The 16,705-nt window shown below is 39.3% G+C and carries 14 protein-coding genes; 9 read left to right on the top strand and 5 right to left on the bottom strand.

Going from position 1 to position 16,705, the window contains the following annotated elements; genetic code table 11:
• The first annotated feature begins 182 nt into the window (after positions 1-182).
• The 4 genes from deoC to deoD all read left to right on the top strand — a co-directional run bounded on the left by deoC (position 183) and on the right by deoD (position 4,505).
• Positions 183-956, top strand: a complete 774-nt coding sequence (gene deoC / locus FPK91_RS08430; RefSeq protein WP_144210420.1) for a deoxyribose-phosphate aldolase — start codon at positions 183-185, stop codon at positions 954-956.
• Positions 957-1,109: 153 nt separating this feature from the next.
• Entirely contained in the window at positions 1,110-2,441 is a 1,332-nt protein-coding gene (gene deoA, locus FPK91_RS08425) for a thymidine phosphorylase (protein ID WP_144210418.1), read from the top strand.
• Positions 2,442-2,453: 12 nt separating this feature from the next.
• On the top strand, positions 2,454-3,671 hold the full coding sequence (locus tag FPK91_RS08420; RefSeq protein WP_144210416.1) for a phosphopentomutase: 1,218 nt from the start codon (positions 2,454-2,456) through the stop codon (positions 3,669-3,671).
• 123 nt (positions 3,672-3,794) lie between these two features.
• Entirely contained in the window at positions 3,795-4,505 is a 711-nt protein-coding gene (deoD, locus tag FPK91_RS08415) for a purine-nucleoside phosphorylase (protein ID WP_144210414.1), read from the top strand.
• Positions 4,506-4,608: 103 nt separating this feature from the next.
• Here the strand turns inward: deoD and FPK91_RS08410 are convergent, their stop codons facing one another.
• The gene (locus tag FPK91_RS08410; RefSeq protein WP_144210412.1) at positions 4,609-5,463 is read right to left on the bottom strand and encodes an AhpA/YtjB family protein; all 855 of its coding nucleotides are present in this window, start codon (positions 5,461-5,463) and stop codon (positions 4,609-4,611) included.
• Positions 5,464-5,550: 87 nt separating this feature from the next.
• Here FPK91_RS08410 and serB point away from each other — a divergent pair, with 87 nt between their 5' ends.
• Both serB and FPK91_RS08400 read left to right on the top strand, forming a co-directional pair.
• Positions 5,551-6,537 (top strand): phosphoserine phosphatase SerB, encoded by a 987-nt coding sequence (gene serB / locus FPK91_RS08405; RefSeq protein ID WP_144210410.1) that lies wholly within the window; start codon positions 5,551-5,553, stop codon positions 6,535-6,537.
• Positions 6,538-6,703: 166 nt separating this feature from the next.
• Positions 6,704-7,624: an alpha/beta fold hydrolase gene (locus tag FPK91_RS08400; RefSeq protein WP_144210408.1), complete on the top strand. Its 921-nt coding sequence runs from the start codon at positions 6,704-6,706 to the stop codon at positions 7,622-7,624.
• A 70-nt stretch (positions 7,625-7,694) separates the two neighbouring features.
• On the opposite strand, the gene FPK91_RS08395 is transcribed toward FPK91_RS08400, so the two are convergent.
• On the bottom strand, positions 7,695-10,070 hold the full coding sequence (locus FPK91_RS08395; protein WP_144210407.1) for a PilZ domain-containing protein: 2,376 nt from the start codon (positions 10,068-10,070) through the stop codon (positions 7,695-7,697).
• Between the two features lie 186 nt (positions 10,071-10,256).
• Between FPK91_RS08395 and radA the strand changes: the two genes are divergently transcribed.
• Positions 10,257-11,630: a DNA repair protein RadA gene (radA, locus tag FPK91_RS08390; RefSeq protein WP_144210400.1), complete on the top strand. Its 1,374-nt coding sequence runs from the start codon at positions 10,257-10,259 to the stop codon at positions 11,628-11,630.
• A 197-nt stretch (positions 11,631-11,827) separates the two neighbouring features.
• Positions 11,828-12,637: a type 2 periplasmic-binding domain-containing protein gene (locus FPK91_RS08385; protein WP_144210398.1), complete on the top strand. Its 810-nt coding sequence runs from the start codon at positions 11,828-11,830 to the stop codon at positions 12,635-12,637.
• Between the two features lie 127 nt (positions 12,638-12,764).
• Here FPK91_RS08385 and FPK91_RS08380 read toward each other — a convergent pair whose 3' ends face one another.
• Both FPK91_RS08380 and FPK91_RS08375 read right to left on the bottom strand, forming a co-directional pair.
• Positions 12,765-13,124: a PilZ domain-containing protein gene (locus FPK91_RS08380; RefSeq protein ID WP_144210396.1), complete on the bottom strand. Its 360-nt coding sequence runs from the start codon at positions 13,122-13,124 to the stop codon at positions 12,765-12,767.
• 202 nt (positions 13,125-13,326) lie between these two features.
• A complete protein-coding gene (locus FPK91_RS08375) occupies positions 13,327-14,604 on the bottom strand; it encodes a YjiH family protein (RefSeq protein ID WP_144214269.1) in 1,278 nt (425 codons plus the stop codon).
• A 509-nt stretch (positions 14,605-15,113) separates the two neighbouring features.
• On the opposite strand from FPK91_RS08375, the gene FPK91_RS08370 reads away from it, so the two are divergent.
• Complete coding sequence (locus FPK91_RS08370; RefSeq protein WP_144210394.1) at positions 15,114-15,827, top strand: hypothetical protein; 714 nt, start codon at positions 15,114-15,116, stop codon at positions 15,825-15,827.
• On the opposite strand, the gene FPK91_RS08365 is transcribed toward FPK91_RS08370, so the two are convergent.
• Positions 15,824-16,705 (bottom strand): U32 family peptidase, encoded by an 882-nt coding sequence (locus tag FPK91_RS08365; protein ID WP_144210392.1) that lies wholly within the window; start codon positions 16,703-16,705, stop codon positions 15,824-15,826. The two genes, FPK91_RS08370 and FPK91_RS08365, sit on opposite strands and share 4 nt — an antisense overlap.

The raw sequence follows: 16,705 nt of genomic DNA, 5'->3' as shown, positions 1-16,705 counted from the left end.
ACCTCTTCCGGTCTTCAAGGATTCAAGTCGTGGTACTCGTTATCAGATTGAATACTTAGTTCAGTAATTTAAGAATTAATTTACTGGCAATGCTCGAAGGCCCGGCCTCACCAATATACAAATGCCAGCTTTATGCATTGCCTTAACAATTTTTTATTTAGTTTTTGTTTCGGAGAGCACACATGAGTGATTTAAAAAAAGCAGCACAACTTGGCATCTCATTAATGGATTTAACCACATTAAATGACGATGACACTGACCAAAAAGTCATTGATTTATGTCATAAAGCAAATTCAGCAGCAGGTCATACTGCAGCGATTTGTATTTATCCTCGTTTCATTCCAATCGCTCGTAAAACGTTAAACGAACTTGATTGTGAAGACATTAAAATTGCCACAGTGACTAACTTCCCACACGGTAACGACGATATTGCGATTGCAGTACTAGAAACTCGTGCAGCAGTGGCTTACGGCGCTGATGAAGTTGATGTTGTATTCCCTTACCGTTCATTAATGGCAGGCAATGAGTCTTTAGGTTTTGAGCTGGTTAAAGCGTGTAAAGAAGCTTGCGGCGAAGAAGCTATCTTAAAAGTGATCATCGAATCGGGTGAGTTAAAAGATCCGGCTCTAATTCGTAAAGCCTCTGAGCTTTCAATTGATGCTGGTGCAGATTTCATTAAAACATCAACCGGTAAAGTGCCTGTTAATGCCACGCTTGAAGCGGCTGAAATCATGTTGACTGTCATCAGTGAAAAGAACCCTAAAGTTGGTTTTAAACCTGCTGGCGGCGTACGTGATGCAGCGGCAACGGCTGAGTTTTTAGGTTTGGCTGAACGTATTTTAGGTGCTGACTGGGTTTCTCCTGCTCACTTTAGATTTGGCGCTTCAAGCTTACTAACAAGCTTGCTTCATACACTTGAACTAACTGATGCACCAGCTGGCGCACAAGGTTACTAATTAAGGTTAATAACCAAGTTTACTATTCAAGTTTATATAGTACGGTTTTGAAATAACGATTTCGATTGCACCGAATGAGTAATTTTTATGATATTCGGTGCCTTATTGTTGTAGCAAGATGGTTTAATTATTCATCTTGCTGGAGGAAGTAGCATGTTTCTCGCTCAAGAAATTATTCGTAAAAAACGTAATGGTGATGCATTAACTTCAGCTGAAATTCAATTTTTTGTTGATGGGATCACTAACAATACTGTATCAGAAGGGCAGATCGCTGCTTTTGGTATGGCGGTTTATTTTCAAGATATGAACATGGATGAACGTATAGCCTTAACTACAGGTATGCGTGATTCTGGTACTGTACTCAATTGGGACTCACTATCTCTTGATGGCCCAATCATCGATAAACACAGCACTGGTGGTGTTGGTGATGTCATTAGCCTTATGCTTGGCCCTATGGCTGCAGCTTGTGGTGGTTATGTTCCGATGATTTCAGGTCGTGGACTTGGTCATACCGGTGGCACATTAGATAAGTTCGATGCCATTCCTGGTTATCAAACTGAGCCATCAAGCGAACTGTTTCGTAAAGTCGTTAAAGAAGCGGGTGTGGCCATCATTGGCCAAACTGGCGATTTAGTTCCTGCCGATAAGCGTTTCTATTCTATTCGCGATAATACCGCCACCGTTGAATCTATCTCTCTAATCACAGCTTCTATTCTTTCTAAAAAGCTTGCTGCAGGTCTCGATGCATTAGCAATGGATGTCAAAGTCGGTAGTGGCGCATTTATGCCAACTTATGAAGCATCAGAAGAACTTGCTCGTAGTATTACTGCTGTGGCAAACGGTGCAGGCACCAAAACAACGGCTTTATTAACCGACATGAACCAAGTGCTAGCTTCGTGCGCAGGTAATGCGGTTGAAGTTCGTGAAGCGATCAACTTCCTTACTGGGACTTATCGTAATCCAAGGCTTTACGAAGTCACAATGGGTTTATGTGCTGAAATGCTTGTTTTAGGTGGCATTGCCCAAAATGATGCTGAAGCGCGTACAAAACTCAATACGGTATTAAATAACGGTAAAGCGGCTGAGATATTTGGTCGTATGGTATCAGGGCTTGGCGGACCAACTGATTTTGTTGAGTCATATGACAAGTACCTACCGCATGCACAAATTATTCGCCCTGTTTATGCTTTACAGCAAGGCTATGCTCATAGCATGGATACACGTGAACTAGGATTAGCCGTTGTTACCCTTGGTGGTGGCCGCAGAAAACCTGGTGATGCACTAGATTACAGTGTCGGATTAACTGAGATGTGTGCTTTAGGGGACTTTGTTTCAAACGATAAACCTATTGCAATGGTACATGCTCAATCTGAAGCCGCATTTGAAGAAGCGTCAGCCGCAGTTCAACAAGCGATTCATATAGCTGATTCGGCGCCAGAAAAGACGCCTGAAATCTATCGTTATATCCGCGCTTCAGATTTATAAGGAAATATGATTATGAAACGTACATTTATTTTAATGCTAGATTCTTTTGGTGTTGGTGCTGCTACTGATGCTGACAAATTTGGTGACGTAGGCTCTGACACTTTTGGACATATTGCGCAAGCATGTGCTGAAGGGCTAGCTGATATTGGGCGTAAAGGGATTTTGAAGCTACCTAACTTAGCCAAATTGGGCTTAGGGCATGCTGGGTTTGAAAGCACCGGTAAATTTGCTGAAGGGTTCGCAGATAATGTCGATGTCATTGGTTCATATGGTTATGCTGATGAGTTAAGTACGGGTAAAGATACCCCCAGTGGTCATTGGGAAATGGCAGGTGTACCTGTTTTATATGAATGGGGCTACTTTTCAGATTTAAAGAACTCATTTCCAAAAGAGTTAACAGATAAAATTTTGAAACGTGCAGGTTTAACTGATTTCTTAGGTAACTGTCACGCTTCTGGAACCGCGATTTTAGAAGAGCTTGGTGAAGAACATATGCGTTCTGGCATGCCTATTTTCTATACTTCGGCAGATTCAGTGTTTCAAATTGCCTGTCATGAAGAATCATTTGGTTTAGAAAACCTTTACCGTTTATGTGAAATTACCCGTGAAGAGCTAGAGCCTTACAATATTGGCCGTGTTATTGCGCGTCCTTTTGTTGGTAAAGGACCTGAGGACTTTGCCCGTACTGGTAATCGTCATGATTATGCGGTTCTACCGCCAGCACCAACCGTGCTAGATAAGCTTAAAGAAGCCGGTGGTGAAGTGGTCAGTATTGGTAAAATAGCCGATATTTATGCCCATAGTGGTATTACCCAAAAATTCAAAGCCACAGGGCTTGAAGAGCTATTTGATGCAACGCTTGAACAAATTAAACGTGCTGAAGATAACACCATTGTATTTACAAATTTTGTTGATTTTGACTCCCATTATGGACATCGACGCGATATTGCGGGTTATGCCAAAGCATTAGAGTATTTCGATCAACGTTTACCGGAATTATTAGCGATACTTAATCCTGATGATTTGTTATTACTGACAGCCGATCATGGCTGTGATCCAAGCTGGGTTGGCACTGAGCATACACGTGAACGTGTTCCTGTACTGGCTTTAGGTGCGGGTTTAGATGCGGGTTCTTTAGGTCTGCGAAATAGTTTTGCTGATATTGGGCAATCTATTGCAACTTATTTCCAACTTGAACCTATGGACTACGGCGAATCATTTATTCGTTAATTGTTCATTTGTCATCTACTTGGGTTAATTTGTTAATAAGTATAGTAGAATTACGTCTGGTAGCTAAGGGGATGACTTAGTTACCAATATTACAGATATAAGATAAAAAAATAGGGGTTTTACATGGCTACACCACATATTAATGCTGCTGACGGTGCATTTGCTGAAACAGTTTTATTTCCAGGCGATCCATTACGTGCAAAGTACATTGCTGAAACATTTTTAGAAAATGTAGAGCAAGTAACAGATGTACGTAACATGTTCGGTTTCACTGGAACTTATAAAGGCACTCGTATTTCAGTTATGGGTTCTGGCATGGGTATTCCATCATGTTCAATTTATGCTCACGAATTAATTTCTGATTACGGTGTTAAAAACCTAATCCGTGTTGGTTCTTGTGGCGCAATCAGTACTGATGTAAAAGTACGTGATGTGATTATCGGAATGGGCGCTTGTACTGACTCGCAAGCAAACCGTTTACGCTTTAAAGGTCAAGATTTTGCCGCTATCGCAGATTATGGCTTAATGAATGCAGTAATCGAATCAGCTAAAGCTCACGGCACTGAAGTACGTGTTGGTAACGTTTTCTCTGCTGATTTGTTCTATACGCCTGATCCATCAATGTTTGATACGATGGAAAAAATGGGTGTTCTTGGTGTCGAAATGGAAGCTGCTGGCCTGTACGGCGTAGCTCACGAACTTGGCGCTAAAGCGTTATGTGTTGTGACTGTTTCAGACCATATCAGAACTGGCGAAAAAACCACTTCTGATGAACGTCAAAATACCTTTAATGACATGATCATTATGACGCTTGATGCTGCTATCACTCTTTAATCGAGTGTAGTTAAGCGAGCATATAAAAGGCGTAACCGATTTCGGTTACGCCTTTTTTGTTATGTTTATTTCGTCCTGAAATAGGTATTCTTCTAAATTACCGTTATTCGTTCTTTTTAACGGGTTTAGCTTTCTTTGCTTTAATCGTTTTATTTTGTTTATCTTTAGCGTCTCGTTTATCAACTTCGTTGGCTTCTAAATCATCTACTGAATCTTCATCGAGGTCCAAGTTCTCGGAGTCCAAGTTCTCGATGTCTAATTCATCACTTTCAAGATCCTCAGTGTCATAATCATCAATGTAGTTATGCTGTTCTTCTGCTAGGTTCTTTTGAGCTAGAATACTATTTTTTCGGCCTTGTTTCGCGCGGGTTTTACGGCGGTCAAAGTCAGCACGTTTAAAAGATAAAGCTCGTGAAAGCAACAAACCAATGAGGCCAGCAATAATCAGCATGGTTTGTTGTTGTTTCATATTTTCTTGATAAAGGCTTTTTAATTCATCAAAGAAAATATGTAAATTTAAGCGCACTTCTATATAACCCAGGTTATTGTCACCTTGAAGTACATTTTCAACTAAGGGCTTATATGGCGATAGCAGCGCGAGCAGCTCTTCATCATCTGCATCAAACTCATCATCAGATACACTTTGTGCAAACGCTAATCGTACACCTTGTGAGTTATACATATTTACTGACATGACCTTAGGGTCGTTAATCAGGGCATTTGCTAACCATTGAAGTTGCTCATCATTTTGCAAATGCATTGCTGGTGCAGCACCATTGGCGGCTTGTTTTGCTAATAATCGTGCCATGATCTGTGTTTGAGAATTAAGTAGTTTCTGACCATTATTGAGACTAGACTTCCATAAGTGAACTACGCCAAATATGAGTATCACGGCAATGAATATTTGAATTAATCTGCTGATTTTTTGGCTTTTCTTGAGACCTTTAACAAAAATCACTTTAATCCTTAGTGTTTTTTCTATTTAATCAATACTAATCGAAATAAATCATAGTAGATAGTCGCAATCATTGGGGAAATGCAGTCCATGGAAAGTCAAAATATTATTCAGCCATTAACGTGGTTATTCTCAACACTTGATGCGTCTTTAATTCATAAAAATATTAATTTAACTCGTCACTTTGAAGACGAGTATTCAAATAATATCCAAGTCAAACACCCTCATCGTTGCCGAGTCGTATTTGAGCAAACTGAATTTGAACTGATTAATGCTTGGTTCGAAAATATTGCCCAAGATTGTTCGCTTGCCACTCTGATGCGACATAACGAATTGAAAGGGTTTGAAATTGCCTCAAGCGCGCCATTAGATGAGATTATTAACCAATTCCCACAAGGTATTAAAGCAGATATATTAGATATTACTCAACCACTGGCTAGCTTGTTTAAACCCGGTTTACTTGTCATGGATATGGATTCAACCGCTATTCAAATTGAGTGTATTGATGAGCTTGCTGCAATGGCAGGAGTCGGAGAGGCGGTATCTGAAGTCACTGAGCGAGCAATGCAAGGGGAGCTCGATTTTGAAGAGAGTTTGCGTTTAAGAGTCAGTAAGCTTGCAGGGGCAAGTGAAACGATTATTACTACGTTATGTGAGCAATTACCTCTAATGCCAGGTCTTAAAGCTTTAGTGGCTGAATTAAAGCCTAATGACTGGAAGCTTGTGCTCGCATCTGGGGGCTTTACCCCATTTGTAGGGTATTTGAAGGATTTACTTGGATTGGATGCTGCTTATGCCAACGAGCTTGTGATCAAAGACGGTAAGCTCACTGGTGAAGTGATTGGTGAGGTTGTTGATGCACAATATAAAGCCGATGTGATTGATAAAAGCAGTGCTAGTTGGCAAATACCAGCAGGTCAGAGAGTGGCTATTGGGGATGGGGCGAATGATATCCCAATGGTTAAGGCTGCAGATTTTGGCATCGCTTTTCATGCGAAACCTAAGTTATTAGCCGCAGCAGATGCCAGTATCAGTAATCTTGATTTACGTTGCTTGGTGTTTTATCTTCAAGCATAAGGCCTGAGAAAGGTATTTAGGCTTTAATTATTCTTGATAAAAATGGTTCACTCTAGGTGAGCCATTTTTAGTTAATTAGCTTTATTACTCTAATTAACTTGTAATTAACATTTGCTATGATTACCGTAGTTAACATTCTTACTTCCAGATAGTTCTTATTCCCACTATGCAGTATTCGCACTTTCTTCCTTATCGAGATGGCCAACTTCACATCCGCCATATCAAAGCTAAACCTGAATCAGCGAACAATACTGCCATTTTGATGTTGCATGGTGCCATGTCAAATGGCCGCGTATTTTACAGCTCTTCAGGCAAAGGGTTGGGCTGTTATCTTGCGGAGCAAGGTTTCGATGTTTATGTACTTGATACCGCAGGAAGAGGCTTAAGCGAACCTAAAATTAGCTCTGCATATTCATTGGGCCAAACCGAAGTTATTCTTGAGCAAATCCCTTTAGCACATGAGTTTGTCCTTAGTCACTCTAAGGCATCTAAGGTGCACTGGTGCGCCCATTCTTGGGGCGGAGTACTCATGGCTAGCACGTATGTCCGTATTGAAAAACTACGCGCTCAAGTGGCTTCTTTTGTGACTTTCGGTACTAAAAGAACGATCAAGGTTAAATCTTTTCGTAAAACCATGATGGTGGATTTATTTTGGAATCGTGTCGCGCCTTTATTAACGCGAGTCGATGGCTATTTAGCTGCTGAAAAATATCGCATGGGTATGGATAATGAAAGCAGAAAGTCATTATTGGAAACTATTGACTGGGTTCGGGGCGATTGGATTGATTTACACGATAATTTTGATTATGCCCAGGCTGTGAAAAATATTACTTGGCCACCGAGTTGGTTTATAGCGGCTAAAAATGATTGGGTGTTAGGGAATCCATCAGATGTGAAAGATATGATGGGTGAGTGCTTGATGCATGATGCTGAATTTACGTTATTGGCAAAACATAATGGCTTTAAACGTGATTATACCCATGCAGGAATGTTAACGGATAGCGTTGCTATTGATGACCATTTTCCATTAGTGAAACAGTGGTACAACAGCTTTAGCAATTCAAGTGAGGTTAGTGTAAATAAATAGTTTTATATCAACTTCTTAATTTTTTGAGGAAGAGGTTTGGTTACTAAAAAATACCGAGTACTAAAACTAATTAATGTAGTTCAGGAAATCTCACTTCAACTTCTGAAGTAATATCTAATAACTCTCCCGCGCCTATAACTCGCCAAAGTTGATCATCTAACTGTTTGGCTCTGTGGCTTGAGTGAATAGTGATATATTCCATTTCTCGGCGGATATAACTCATATCAGGCTTCTCGGTGGCACCATAATAAACACGTAACGCCATGAAGCGTCCAACTGCTTGTGCGTGGCGAACAAATTTAATTTGTGCAGCGCGGCTACTGAAATCACTAACTAAGCAGGATTGAATGTTAATAGCGCCTCGACCTTGACGAGAGACTTGCAGAAAAATTTCAAAATATTGCGTACCATCAATGGCTTTCATCGTCCGTACAGGGTCAATGATAAGCTGCTTGAATTGGCTCTCGTTAAATAATGGCGTCAGATTGTAATTTAGTGGCTTGGTGGAACCAGCCGCAAACAAGTGGCTTATTTCATCGTTTTTTACGCCAATGCCTAAACAGGCTAACTTAGCTGATTTAGTTGTTTTTTCAATGAAAAATGGCACGCTGACCAGCTGGCGTAATAACAGGTTTTTCATTCCATCAGCTAACTCTTTCAGTTCACCCTCATGGTCAGATAACTGTTCTAACTTATCTCTATTATGGTTAATGAGCTTATTAATAAACTCAACTCCCATGTGCGGGTCGTGACCGACCAGAGCTGATAGATGTAAGGTTTTGTCTTTATTCCGTGAACGGATCAACTGATACGGTAGCTGTGATAAGTTTGTTTTTCCTGCGATTGCTTGAAGCTTAGGGAAGCTTAACAGGACTTCGGCAGGACTAGAAAACACTGTTTCGTCATCGAGGGTGAATTGTAATCCTCTTGATGAAATATCATGTGTCACACCAGTACTTTTTTTGCCATTTTGTTCAATTTCAACAATGGTTTTAAATGCGTATCGCGCTTCTCGTCGCCTTTCACTAAAGGGCATAGATAAACGTTTAATTGAATTTTTTTTCAGTTTAGTTTGATTAAAAACTTTTAAGTCATTGAGGTTTTCTTCTTCATTAAACCAGGCTTTATAACCTAATTGTGCCTCTTCATTGGTCAAATCAATTAACTGTAATACATAGCTAAATCTTGCTAGTTGTTGCTCTGTTAATGGCGAGTAGTGGGACTCATCGCCTGGTAAAGTGGATGTTTTGTAGTTCAACTTATGGTCAATAGTTTGCTGGTTGACCTTAAAAATACGCCAGCTGTTTTTCGCAGCGCCAAAACCAAAGAATAATCGCATCGCATCATTTTGTTTTAATTCAAAAAGTGATGCTGAGAAAAATTGGGTTGTTCCTTTGGCCTGATAAGTAAAACAAAAGAACAAGCTATGATCAGTTTCTTGAGGGTGTTTAATCAAGTTGACTAAGCGATTATTAGTCAGCATTCCGCTAAGCTGACATATTTCTTTTTCGTCTTGAAAATATTGTAATGAAGGTTGATTTCCACGGCTCAGTAATAAGTGAGATATACATGGCTTGCCTTCATTCAAACTAATATAAAGAGGCAAATGAGTTAATAAAGGTAAGTAATGACGCTCAAAACCCAATCCTGTGGCATTAACAATTACATCGTTTACATCCACTTTATAACGAAATTTATAGCTACGTATAAGTTGAGTTAATACCTTATCTAATTCTTTACTATCCCCGATACGCCGTAATCGTAAAATGGCGTTATCATCTTTGTTTTGGATATCGACTATTTGATAATCTACGCCGTTTTGAAGATCTTCAAAAAAGAACTCTTCATTAAGTTCTAATAATTTTATTCGCAGTGGCTTATCTTGATCAAATCGAACTTTTGACGGCAAACGAACTCTAGCACCACCAACAGATAAGTCTAAACTAACACCATTGATTTGAGCGCCATCACGCTGAGATGCTTCGATACGAATGCTGTAATTCATTCGCTCTTCACTGCGGTTAAAATAACTGCCTAATACCACTCCATGAGTGATAAGTTCGGCTATATCAGTTGATTGTGTAGACTTATTTAAACGCAGTTGGTCTTTACGTTGTTTGTGTTCATTCAGAACATGTTCGTATACACCGACTGTGTATTTGTTTCTGAACAATTGCAGAGATTCAAGTAAAGATTGTTTAGCTGGGGGATCGAGAAAGTGTAATTGTTTTGAGACCTTAACCTCTTCGCATTCAAGCTCACTTTTATCACGTAAATCAATAATACGACTACACATTGCTGAAATGCGGTTCAATTCCATTTTTAATAGGAATCGAGTCGAGTTGGATTCATCAATGGTCAAATTTTCAAAGAGATCTTTGAAATCAGGTTCCATTAAAAGTGGTTTTAATTGCTCTATAAGCTGGCTATGATCTTCTAAACTCATCGTTTCTTTTCATTAAGGCTCTAGATTAAGGTGCTAATTACAAGTCCGACTGTTAATCTTATCGGCCTAGTTAAGGCTTACTTTATAGAAAAAAAAGTTATGTGTCTGTTAAAGCTGGCTATATGGCATATTATTTAATATTTTTAGTAAATCTACGATAATTAACTCTAATTTTACAAGTGATGTATGGCAAAAATTAAAACAGCGTATGTTTGTAGTGAGTGTGGACAAGATTTTCCTCGTTGGCAGGGACAGTGTAATGCGTGCCAAGAGTGGAATACTATTTCTGAAGTGCGTATTGCTGCGGTTAAACCATCAGCAACATCAGTTGGAGGCTATGCCGGCTCTGTTGGCGGAGGTTCAAAAAAGCTTGGTGAAGTTGAAGAGGTTGAAGCTCAAAAGATGCTCACCGGTATTGGTGAACTTGATCGCGTGTTATGTGGCGGCTTGACCACAGGATCGGTGAATATCATTTCAGGTGATCCCGGTGCTGGTAAAACCACGTTATTGTCAGATCTGATTGCCCGTATGTCACAAGTCATGCCTTCATTATATTGTACTGCTGAAGAATCATTGTCTCAGTTCAAAAACCGGGTAAATCGGTTGAATTTAACTTACAACGAAGACAATTTATATTTAATGGCAGAAACCAGCGTCGAAGCCATTATTGCTGAGCTTGAAACCAAGAAAATCAAGTTTGCGGTAATAGATTCGATTCAAGCCGTAGTATCTGAAAATGCTAATGGCAGCCCAGGTTCGCCATCACAAGTTAAAAGCAGCGCTCAGGCATTGACCCAGTATTGTAAGCAAAATAACGTCACCATGTTCTTAGTTGCACATGTTAATAAGAATAATGAGACCGCAGGTCCACAAACTCTGATTCATATTGTTGACTGTTTGACCCATATAGAATGTAACGATGGTCAAATTAGAACGCTTAGAGCCAATAAAAACCGTTTCGGCGATGTCGATACCGTCGGTATATTTAAAATGACTGAGCGGGGAATGATAAGCGTTGATAACCCAAGTGAAATATTCCTTTCAGGCTCTACTACTGAGTCTCCAGGCGCTGCGATTACCTGTATCCGCAAAGGTAATCGAAACTTATTGCTCGAAATTCAATGCTTAACCACAGAAACAGAAGGGGAGTTTCCTCAGCGTGTATGTGTTGGTTTGAATATGAATCGAATCAAGATGCTAACGGGGATTTTGCGTAAACATACCAGCACAAAAATATATCACGACACTTACTTTAACTTAGTCGGCGGGTTAAAGATCGATGAGTCAGAAACCTGCATAGATTTGGCTTTAGTCACTGCATTATTAAGTAGCCTCAATGACTTTGTGGTATCTAGAACGACTTGTATTATGGGGGAGTTAAGTTTAAATGGTGATGTCAGGCCAATAGATAGCGGCGTCCCAAGAGTGAAAGAAGCTGTTCAGCATGGGTTTACCGAAATTTATATCCCACATCGCAATTATCATAAGTCTATGGAAGGTTTAGGGGCTAAAATTCACCCCATAAAGACCATTCACGAGTTACTAGAACTTATTAACTAGCATCTTGTATATGCTGGCATTATTTATTGACGTTTATCTTTGATTGATTTTTACTCTTATTTAAATAACTCTGGGCAAAAGTGTACAAAAAACGATACCATCCCATTCAAAATTAATGATGTAGCTTTAGATGTATTTTGAATGGGAATATGACGCTGTTTAACGGATTCAAAACGAGCTGTTTGATTGTATTGTTATTGTTTATTGCTGATGTATCGGCAAGGACTTCTTCCACCCAGGTATTGCGCCTGTATCAGACTGAATTTAACTTTCAATATCATATTGAACTGCTTGAATTAGCACTGAATAAAACCGCTGAAGATTATCCTGATACCAGTCTCCAATTTACCGAGCAAGTGTCACCTGGCCGAGGCTTGAAAATGCTTGAGCGTGGTGAAGTTGACTTGGCATTCCTTGCTTCAAGCAAGCAAAGAGAAGAAACTTATATTCCGATTAAAATTCCATTATTAAAGGGATTATTGGGTTATCGGATTTTGCTTATTCATCAAGATAACATTGAAAAATTCACCACTATTTCAACTGCAGAGCAGTTAGGAAGAGCTTTTGTGGCAGGTTTTGGCTCACATTGGGCTGACCTTGATGTATTGAAGCAGAATCATTTACCGACTCAAGAAATTAGTACCTATGGTAGCCTTCCTAAAATGCTTGATGCTAAGCGTTTCGATTACTTTCCTCGTGGGATTAATGAGGTGTGGGAAGAAAAAGAACGGTTAAAATATACTTTACCTGATTTGACTATTGAGCCCAATATCGTCTTAGTTTATAACTTGCCTGTTTATATGTTTGTTAATAAAGGCAACCCTGACCTTGCTAAACGTTTAGAGGCAGGACTAAAAATAGCAACAGAAGATTTATCCTTTCAAATGCTCTTTTTGAAGTATTACAGTGAATCAATATTAAAGGCGAATTTAAGTAAAAGAAAAATGATTCTGTTGGACAGTAAAGATTATCCAATCAAAGAGATTGATACTAGTTGGTGGCTTTAGCGCTTATGATTAGCGCTTATGATTAGCGCTTATGATTAGAACTTTTGTTTAGCACTTTTACTCAGCAAAATAGTATCGGTTGCTCGCTGCTTAACGAGTCAATTCAGATTGTAAATAATCAGCCTGCTCAGCTTACAAATAGCTGACCCAACTCACGCTGTAGTAGTTCTGCATCACCCGTATTCAATTCCATGATTCGCTTCAGGTGAGTAATACTCTCTAGATCTATATGGCTACACTTGAGTCCCAATTGTTGCTCTTTTATATGCACTAAAAGTGTCTGCATACTTATCTCGATATCAGATTCAGATAATAACAGGCTTAGGTTAACTGCTTGACCTAATTCGCCAATCATTCCCTCTGGAGCAGAGACTAATGCCCCGTTTAGACTGAGATCTAAAATGTTGGTTTGGTAGATTTTCTGGTCGATGTGCAATGTCGCCTTAGCAGCAAACAGAGTGCGAGTGTATTTCCTTCTATCATCCATATAGCGACTCACTTATTCGATTTTAATCATTTATATTATTCAGAATACGTTATCTCATTAATAAAGCCAACAATCGACTTATAGCTGCCAGTTCAATGACGATTAGCTCACTGAACAAATAGCTAAATGCAGGCTATAGAACGAAAAACAACAAAGGAGCCATAGGCTCCTTTGTTGATTGAGATCTAGTATAAACAATGCTTTAAACGAGTAGATGACCACACAATGCGATAACAGGCAGGGTCACTAGGGTACGCAGTATAAATACCACGAATAACTCAAAGAAGTTGACCGGGATTTTACTACCAATAAGTAATGCGCCAACTTCACTCATATAGATTAATTGCGTCACAGAAAGCGCTGCAATTACAAAGCGGGTTAAATCAGATTCAATTGAACTGGCTAAAATTGAAGGTAAAAACATATCGGCAAATCCAACAACAATTGTTGTCGATGCAACATCAGCTTCTGGTATTTGTAGTAGTTCAAGCAAAGGAATAAATGGCATACCTAAGTAATCAAAAATAGGTGTGTTCTCAGCCAGTATCAAAGCAATAGTTCCTATCGCCATGACGACAGGAATAATCCCAAACACCATATCCACGACATTTTTAACGCCTTCAGTTAATACATGTTTAACGCCACCGGCACGGGAGGCTTTATTGATAGCTTGCTCGAAACCCCATGACATAACGCCATGCCCTTTTGGGATCATTTCATCATCAGGATGACGCGGCGTGTTATCAATATATAAATCTTTTTTCCATGAAAGAGGAGGTAGTTTAGGGACAATAATCGCAGCAACAAAACCTGCAAGACAGACGGTTAAGTAAAATGGCACGAATAAATGTTCAAGCTGCACCTGAGAAATAACCACCAAACTAAAAGTAATTGATACCGCAGAAAATGTGGTACCGATTACAGCTGCTTCTCTTTCAGTGTATAAACGCGTTTCGTACTGTTTATTGGTCATTAAGATACCAACACTGCCATCTCCTAACCATGATGCCATACAGTCGATAGCACTTCTGCCAGGAAGATTGAAGATCGGGCGCATTAACTTAGTTAACAAGGTGCCAAAAAATTCGAGTAATCCGAAGTTGAGTAATAGAGGGAGCAACATGCCTGCAAAGATGAACACCGAAAATAATACCGGTAATAAATCATTAAGAACGAGCGCCCCCGTATCAGCAGAATAGATAACTTCTGAGCCTATTTCTAAGTAAGTTAATACGATAAATACCGCACCGATAATACGCACGACTAACCAAAACGGAGATACATTTAATAACGTGTTTAGAAATGGGCTTTCGCGAACTAATTTGGGACTGAACAGCCTAGCCATTACGGATATGATTGCCATGAATACGACAATACATGTCACGATTAACGGCAGTACATCGACAAACTGGTTTTGGACAAACTTAGATACAATTGCAATCGGAATTGTAATAGCACCATCGTAGCTGATGGGGGTCATGAATAATAACAAACCGATAAGTGACGGAATGATAAAGGTAAGTATTGTTTTTATGTTGTGTTTTTGTTTTTCTTGAGTCACTTTTTATATGCCTTACCAATTGACCAAATAATTATGGTTGATTGAATCAAACCGTCCACTGGGGAAAATATTGAATGTCCATTCAGAGAAATTTTAAGCGGGGCAAGGTTACCTGCTTATCTAGCTTAAGTAAAACTATTCACTTAGGCGAATAGTTATGAACTTATTTTGCGTATCTATATTGTATCGTGTTCATTACTAAATGCACGTATTAATTTGTTTGTAATCAGTATGTTGCATCGCAGTTATTTTGTGATTATTCACTTGTTAGGAGGTTTGTGGGTTCAATATTAATAAATTGTAGCCTACTGTTTAGATCACAACGATAACTTTTAGTAAACTGAGTGCAAAACATTAGATGTTGATTGCGGTTTTATCCATCACGATTGAGTATGATAGAGCAGCATTTATAAGGAATTTTATACGTAGTGATTAAAAGCAAAACTGAAAAAATTGCTAGATTAGCCTACCTCTTTGGTTTGTTAGGCCTGCTGGGCCTTGCGCTTGGGATTGGGTTATCTGTGGTAATTGAGCACCTTAAAAGCAATGATAACTATAGTTTGCTTCAGTTCTCTATTAGTGAGTTAGGTACTTATAATAAATCTTCTTCTGCATTGCTTATCAATGGCGGACTATTTTTTGGTAGCTTAAGTCTCACTATGAGTGCTTTATTTGGCCTGCAAATGAGCCGTACTATTACAGGCTACTTTTTCTGGCTATCTCTTATCGTGACTTTTCTTGCACTTGCTGCTTCAGGCTTATTCCCACTCAACGTTTATCACCTGCATATTAAAGCCGTTTCAATTTTCATATATTTTGGTTTAATTAGTGGCTTACTTGGGATTATAGAAGCTATTTTCTTTAGACATGAAAAATATTGGGTGCCGCTGATTTTTGCTTGTTTGATGGTTATAATCCACGGCGCTATTCTAACTCGACCATTTTGGGGAGATAGCTTGGGTGAAAACCCACTCTCTGAAGGCTTACTATTTCAAGCGATAGTGTCTCAATCGCCAAAGCCGCACACATGGTGGTTATCAATATTGTTCTGGTCGAGCATTATGACAACCTGGTTATGGATGTTGAGCTTATGCCGGTGGTATTTTTTACCCCACCGACAAGTTGATGGCGCTCATCCCTAACGTTTAATCAGTCCAGCTTCGCCAAACCAGTAACCATTACATGAGTTAACGTCTGCTTTTTCAGCGTTTTCGTTAGCTGAGTTATGGTGCGGATCTGATATTTTGTTCACTAACCCATTCGCTAATTCAACACAATCAATATGGCTAGGGGACACCCTGAAGTAATCGACTCCCATATCATTCATATGTGTTATTTCAGACGACAAATCAGCAAAAGAGGCTGACTGAGTTTGAATGCCATTCAATCTCAGTAAATTTTGATTTTCTTGGGTTTGCGCTAGAATACCTTTTGGATGTTTTTGGCAGATTGTTTCGCAATTATCTTTACTTAAATTAAAGTGTTTTGCGGTAAAACAGCGTGCTGAATGGGCAAGGGGAATGTATCCATGACCCATGATTTCAATCTCAAATCCAGGCTTTTTTTCGCCAATAACAGTCTCTAGCCAAGTCTTTGAAAGCTCAAATGGCATCACAAAACGCTGCATCCCCATTTTATGTAAAATATCTAAACTTGCTCGATTGTAGTTATTGATTGTTGGACCGCAGATAAAAGGTAACTTGGCTTCTTTTGCCAATTGCACTGCTGCCATATCATTGGCTTCAATAATGAAATCGCCATTATCAATATACTTTTTTAGCTCGGTCAGTTCTGATTGAGCCTCAATCAATGCCATTGTAGATAACACCACATTTTTACCTGACTGTTTCAGTGTTTTGGCAAAAGTTAAATAATCTTGAAACTTGATGATGCGGCGTCTGCTGCAAACGGTTTCGCCCAAATATACGGTATCAACTTGGCTTTGCGCTGCTTTATCATAAAATTGCTCTACCGTTGCTTTATCCCAGCAGTAGTTGATAGCCCCTAACGATATTTTCAT

Origin of the sequence: Shewanella donghaensis (assembly GCF_007567505.1) — a bacterium.
Taxonomy (GTDB): Bacteria; Pseudomonadota; Gammaproteobacteria; order Enterobacterales; family Shewanellaceae; genus Shewanella; species Shewanella donghaensis.
The sequence above is the reverse complement of the archived record's forward strand: the minus strand, read 5'-3'. Positions and strand labels throughout refer to the sequence as shown.

Coding starts and splice junctions, on each gene's coding strand:
- serB (WP_144210410.1), top strand. CDS start 5,551: ATGGAAAGTCAAAATATTATTCAGCCATTAACGTGGTTATTCTCAACA.
- deoA (WP_144210418.1), top strand. CDS start 1,110: ATGTTTCTCGCTCAAGAAATTATTCGTAAAAAACGTAATGGTGATGCA.
- FPK91_RS08395 (WP_144210407.1), bottom strand. CDS start 10,070: ATGAGTTTAGAAGATCATAGCCAGCTTATAGAGCAATTAAAACCACTT.
- FPK91_RS08380 (WP_144210396.1), bottom strand. CDS start 13,124: ATGGATGATAGAAGGAAATACACTCGCACTCTGTTTGCTGCTAAGGCG.
- deoC (WP_144210420.1), top strand. CDS start 183: ATGAGTGATTTAAAAAAAGCAGCACAACTTGGCATCTCATTAATGGAT.
- FPK91_RS08420 (WP_144210416.1), top strand. CDS start 2,454: ATGAAACGTACATTTATTTTAATGCTAGATTCTTTTGGTGTTGGTGCT.
- FPK91_RS08400 (WP_144210408.1), top strand. CDS start 6,704: ATGCAGTATTCGCACTTTCTTCCTTATCGAGATGGCCAACTTCACATC.
- FPK91_RS08365 (WP_144210392.1), bottom strand. CDS start 16,705: ATGAAAATATCGTTAGGGGCTATCAACTACTGCTGGGATAAAGCAACG.
- FPK91_RS08375 (WP_144214269.1), bottom strand. CDS start 14,604: ATGACCCCCATCAGCTACGATGGTGCTATTACAATTCCGATTGCAATT.
- radA (WP_144210400.1), top strand. CDS start 10,257: ATGGCAAAAATTAAAACAGCGTATGTTTGTAGTGAGTGTGGACAAGAT.
- deoD (WP_144210414.1), top strand. CDS start 3,795: ATGGCTACACCACATATTAATGCTGCTGACGGTGCATTTGCTGAAACA.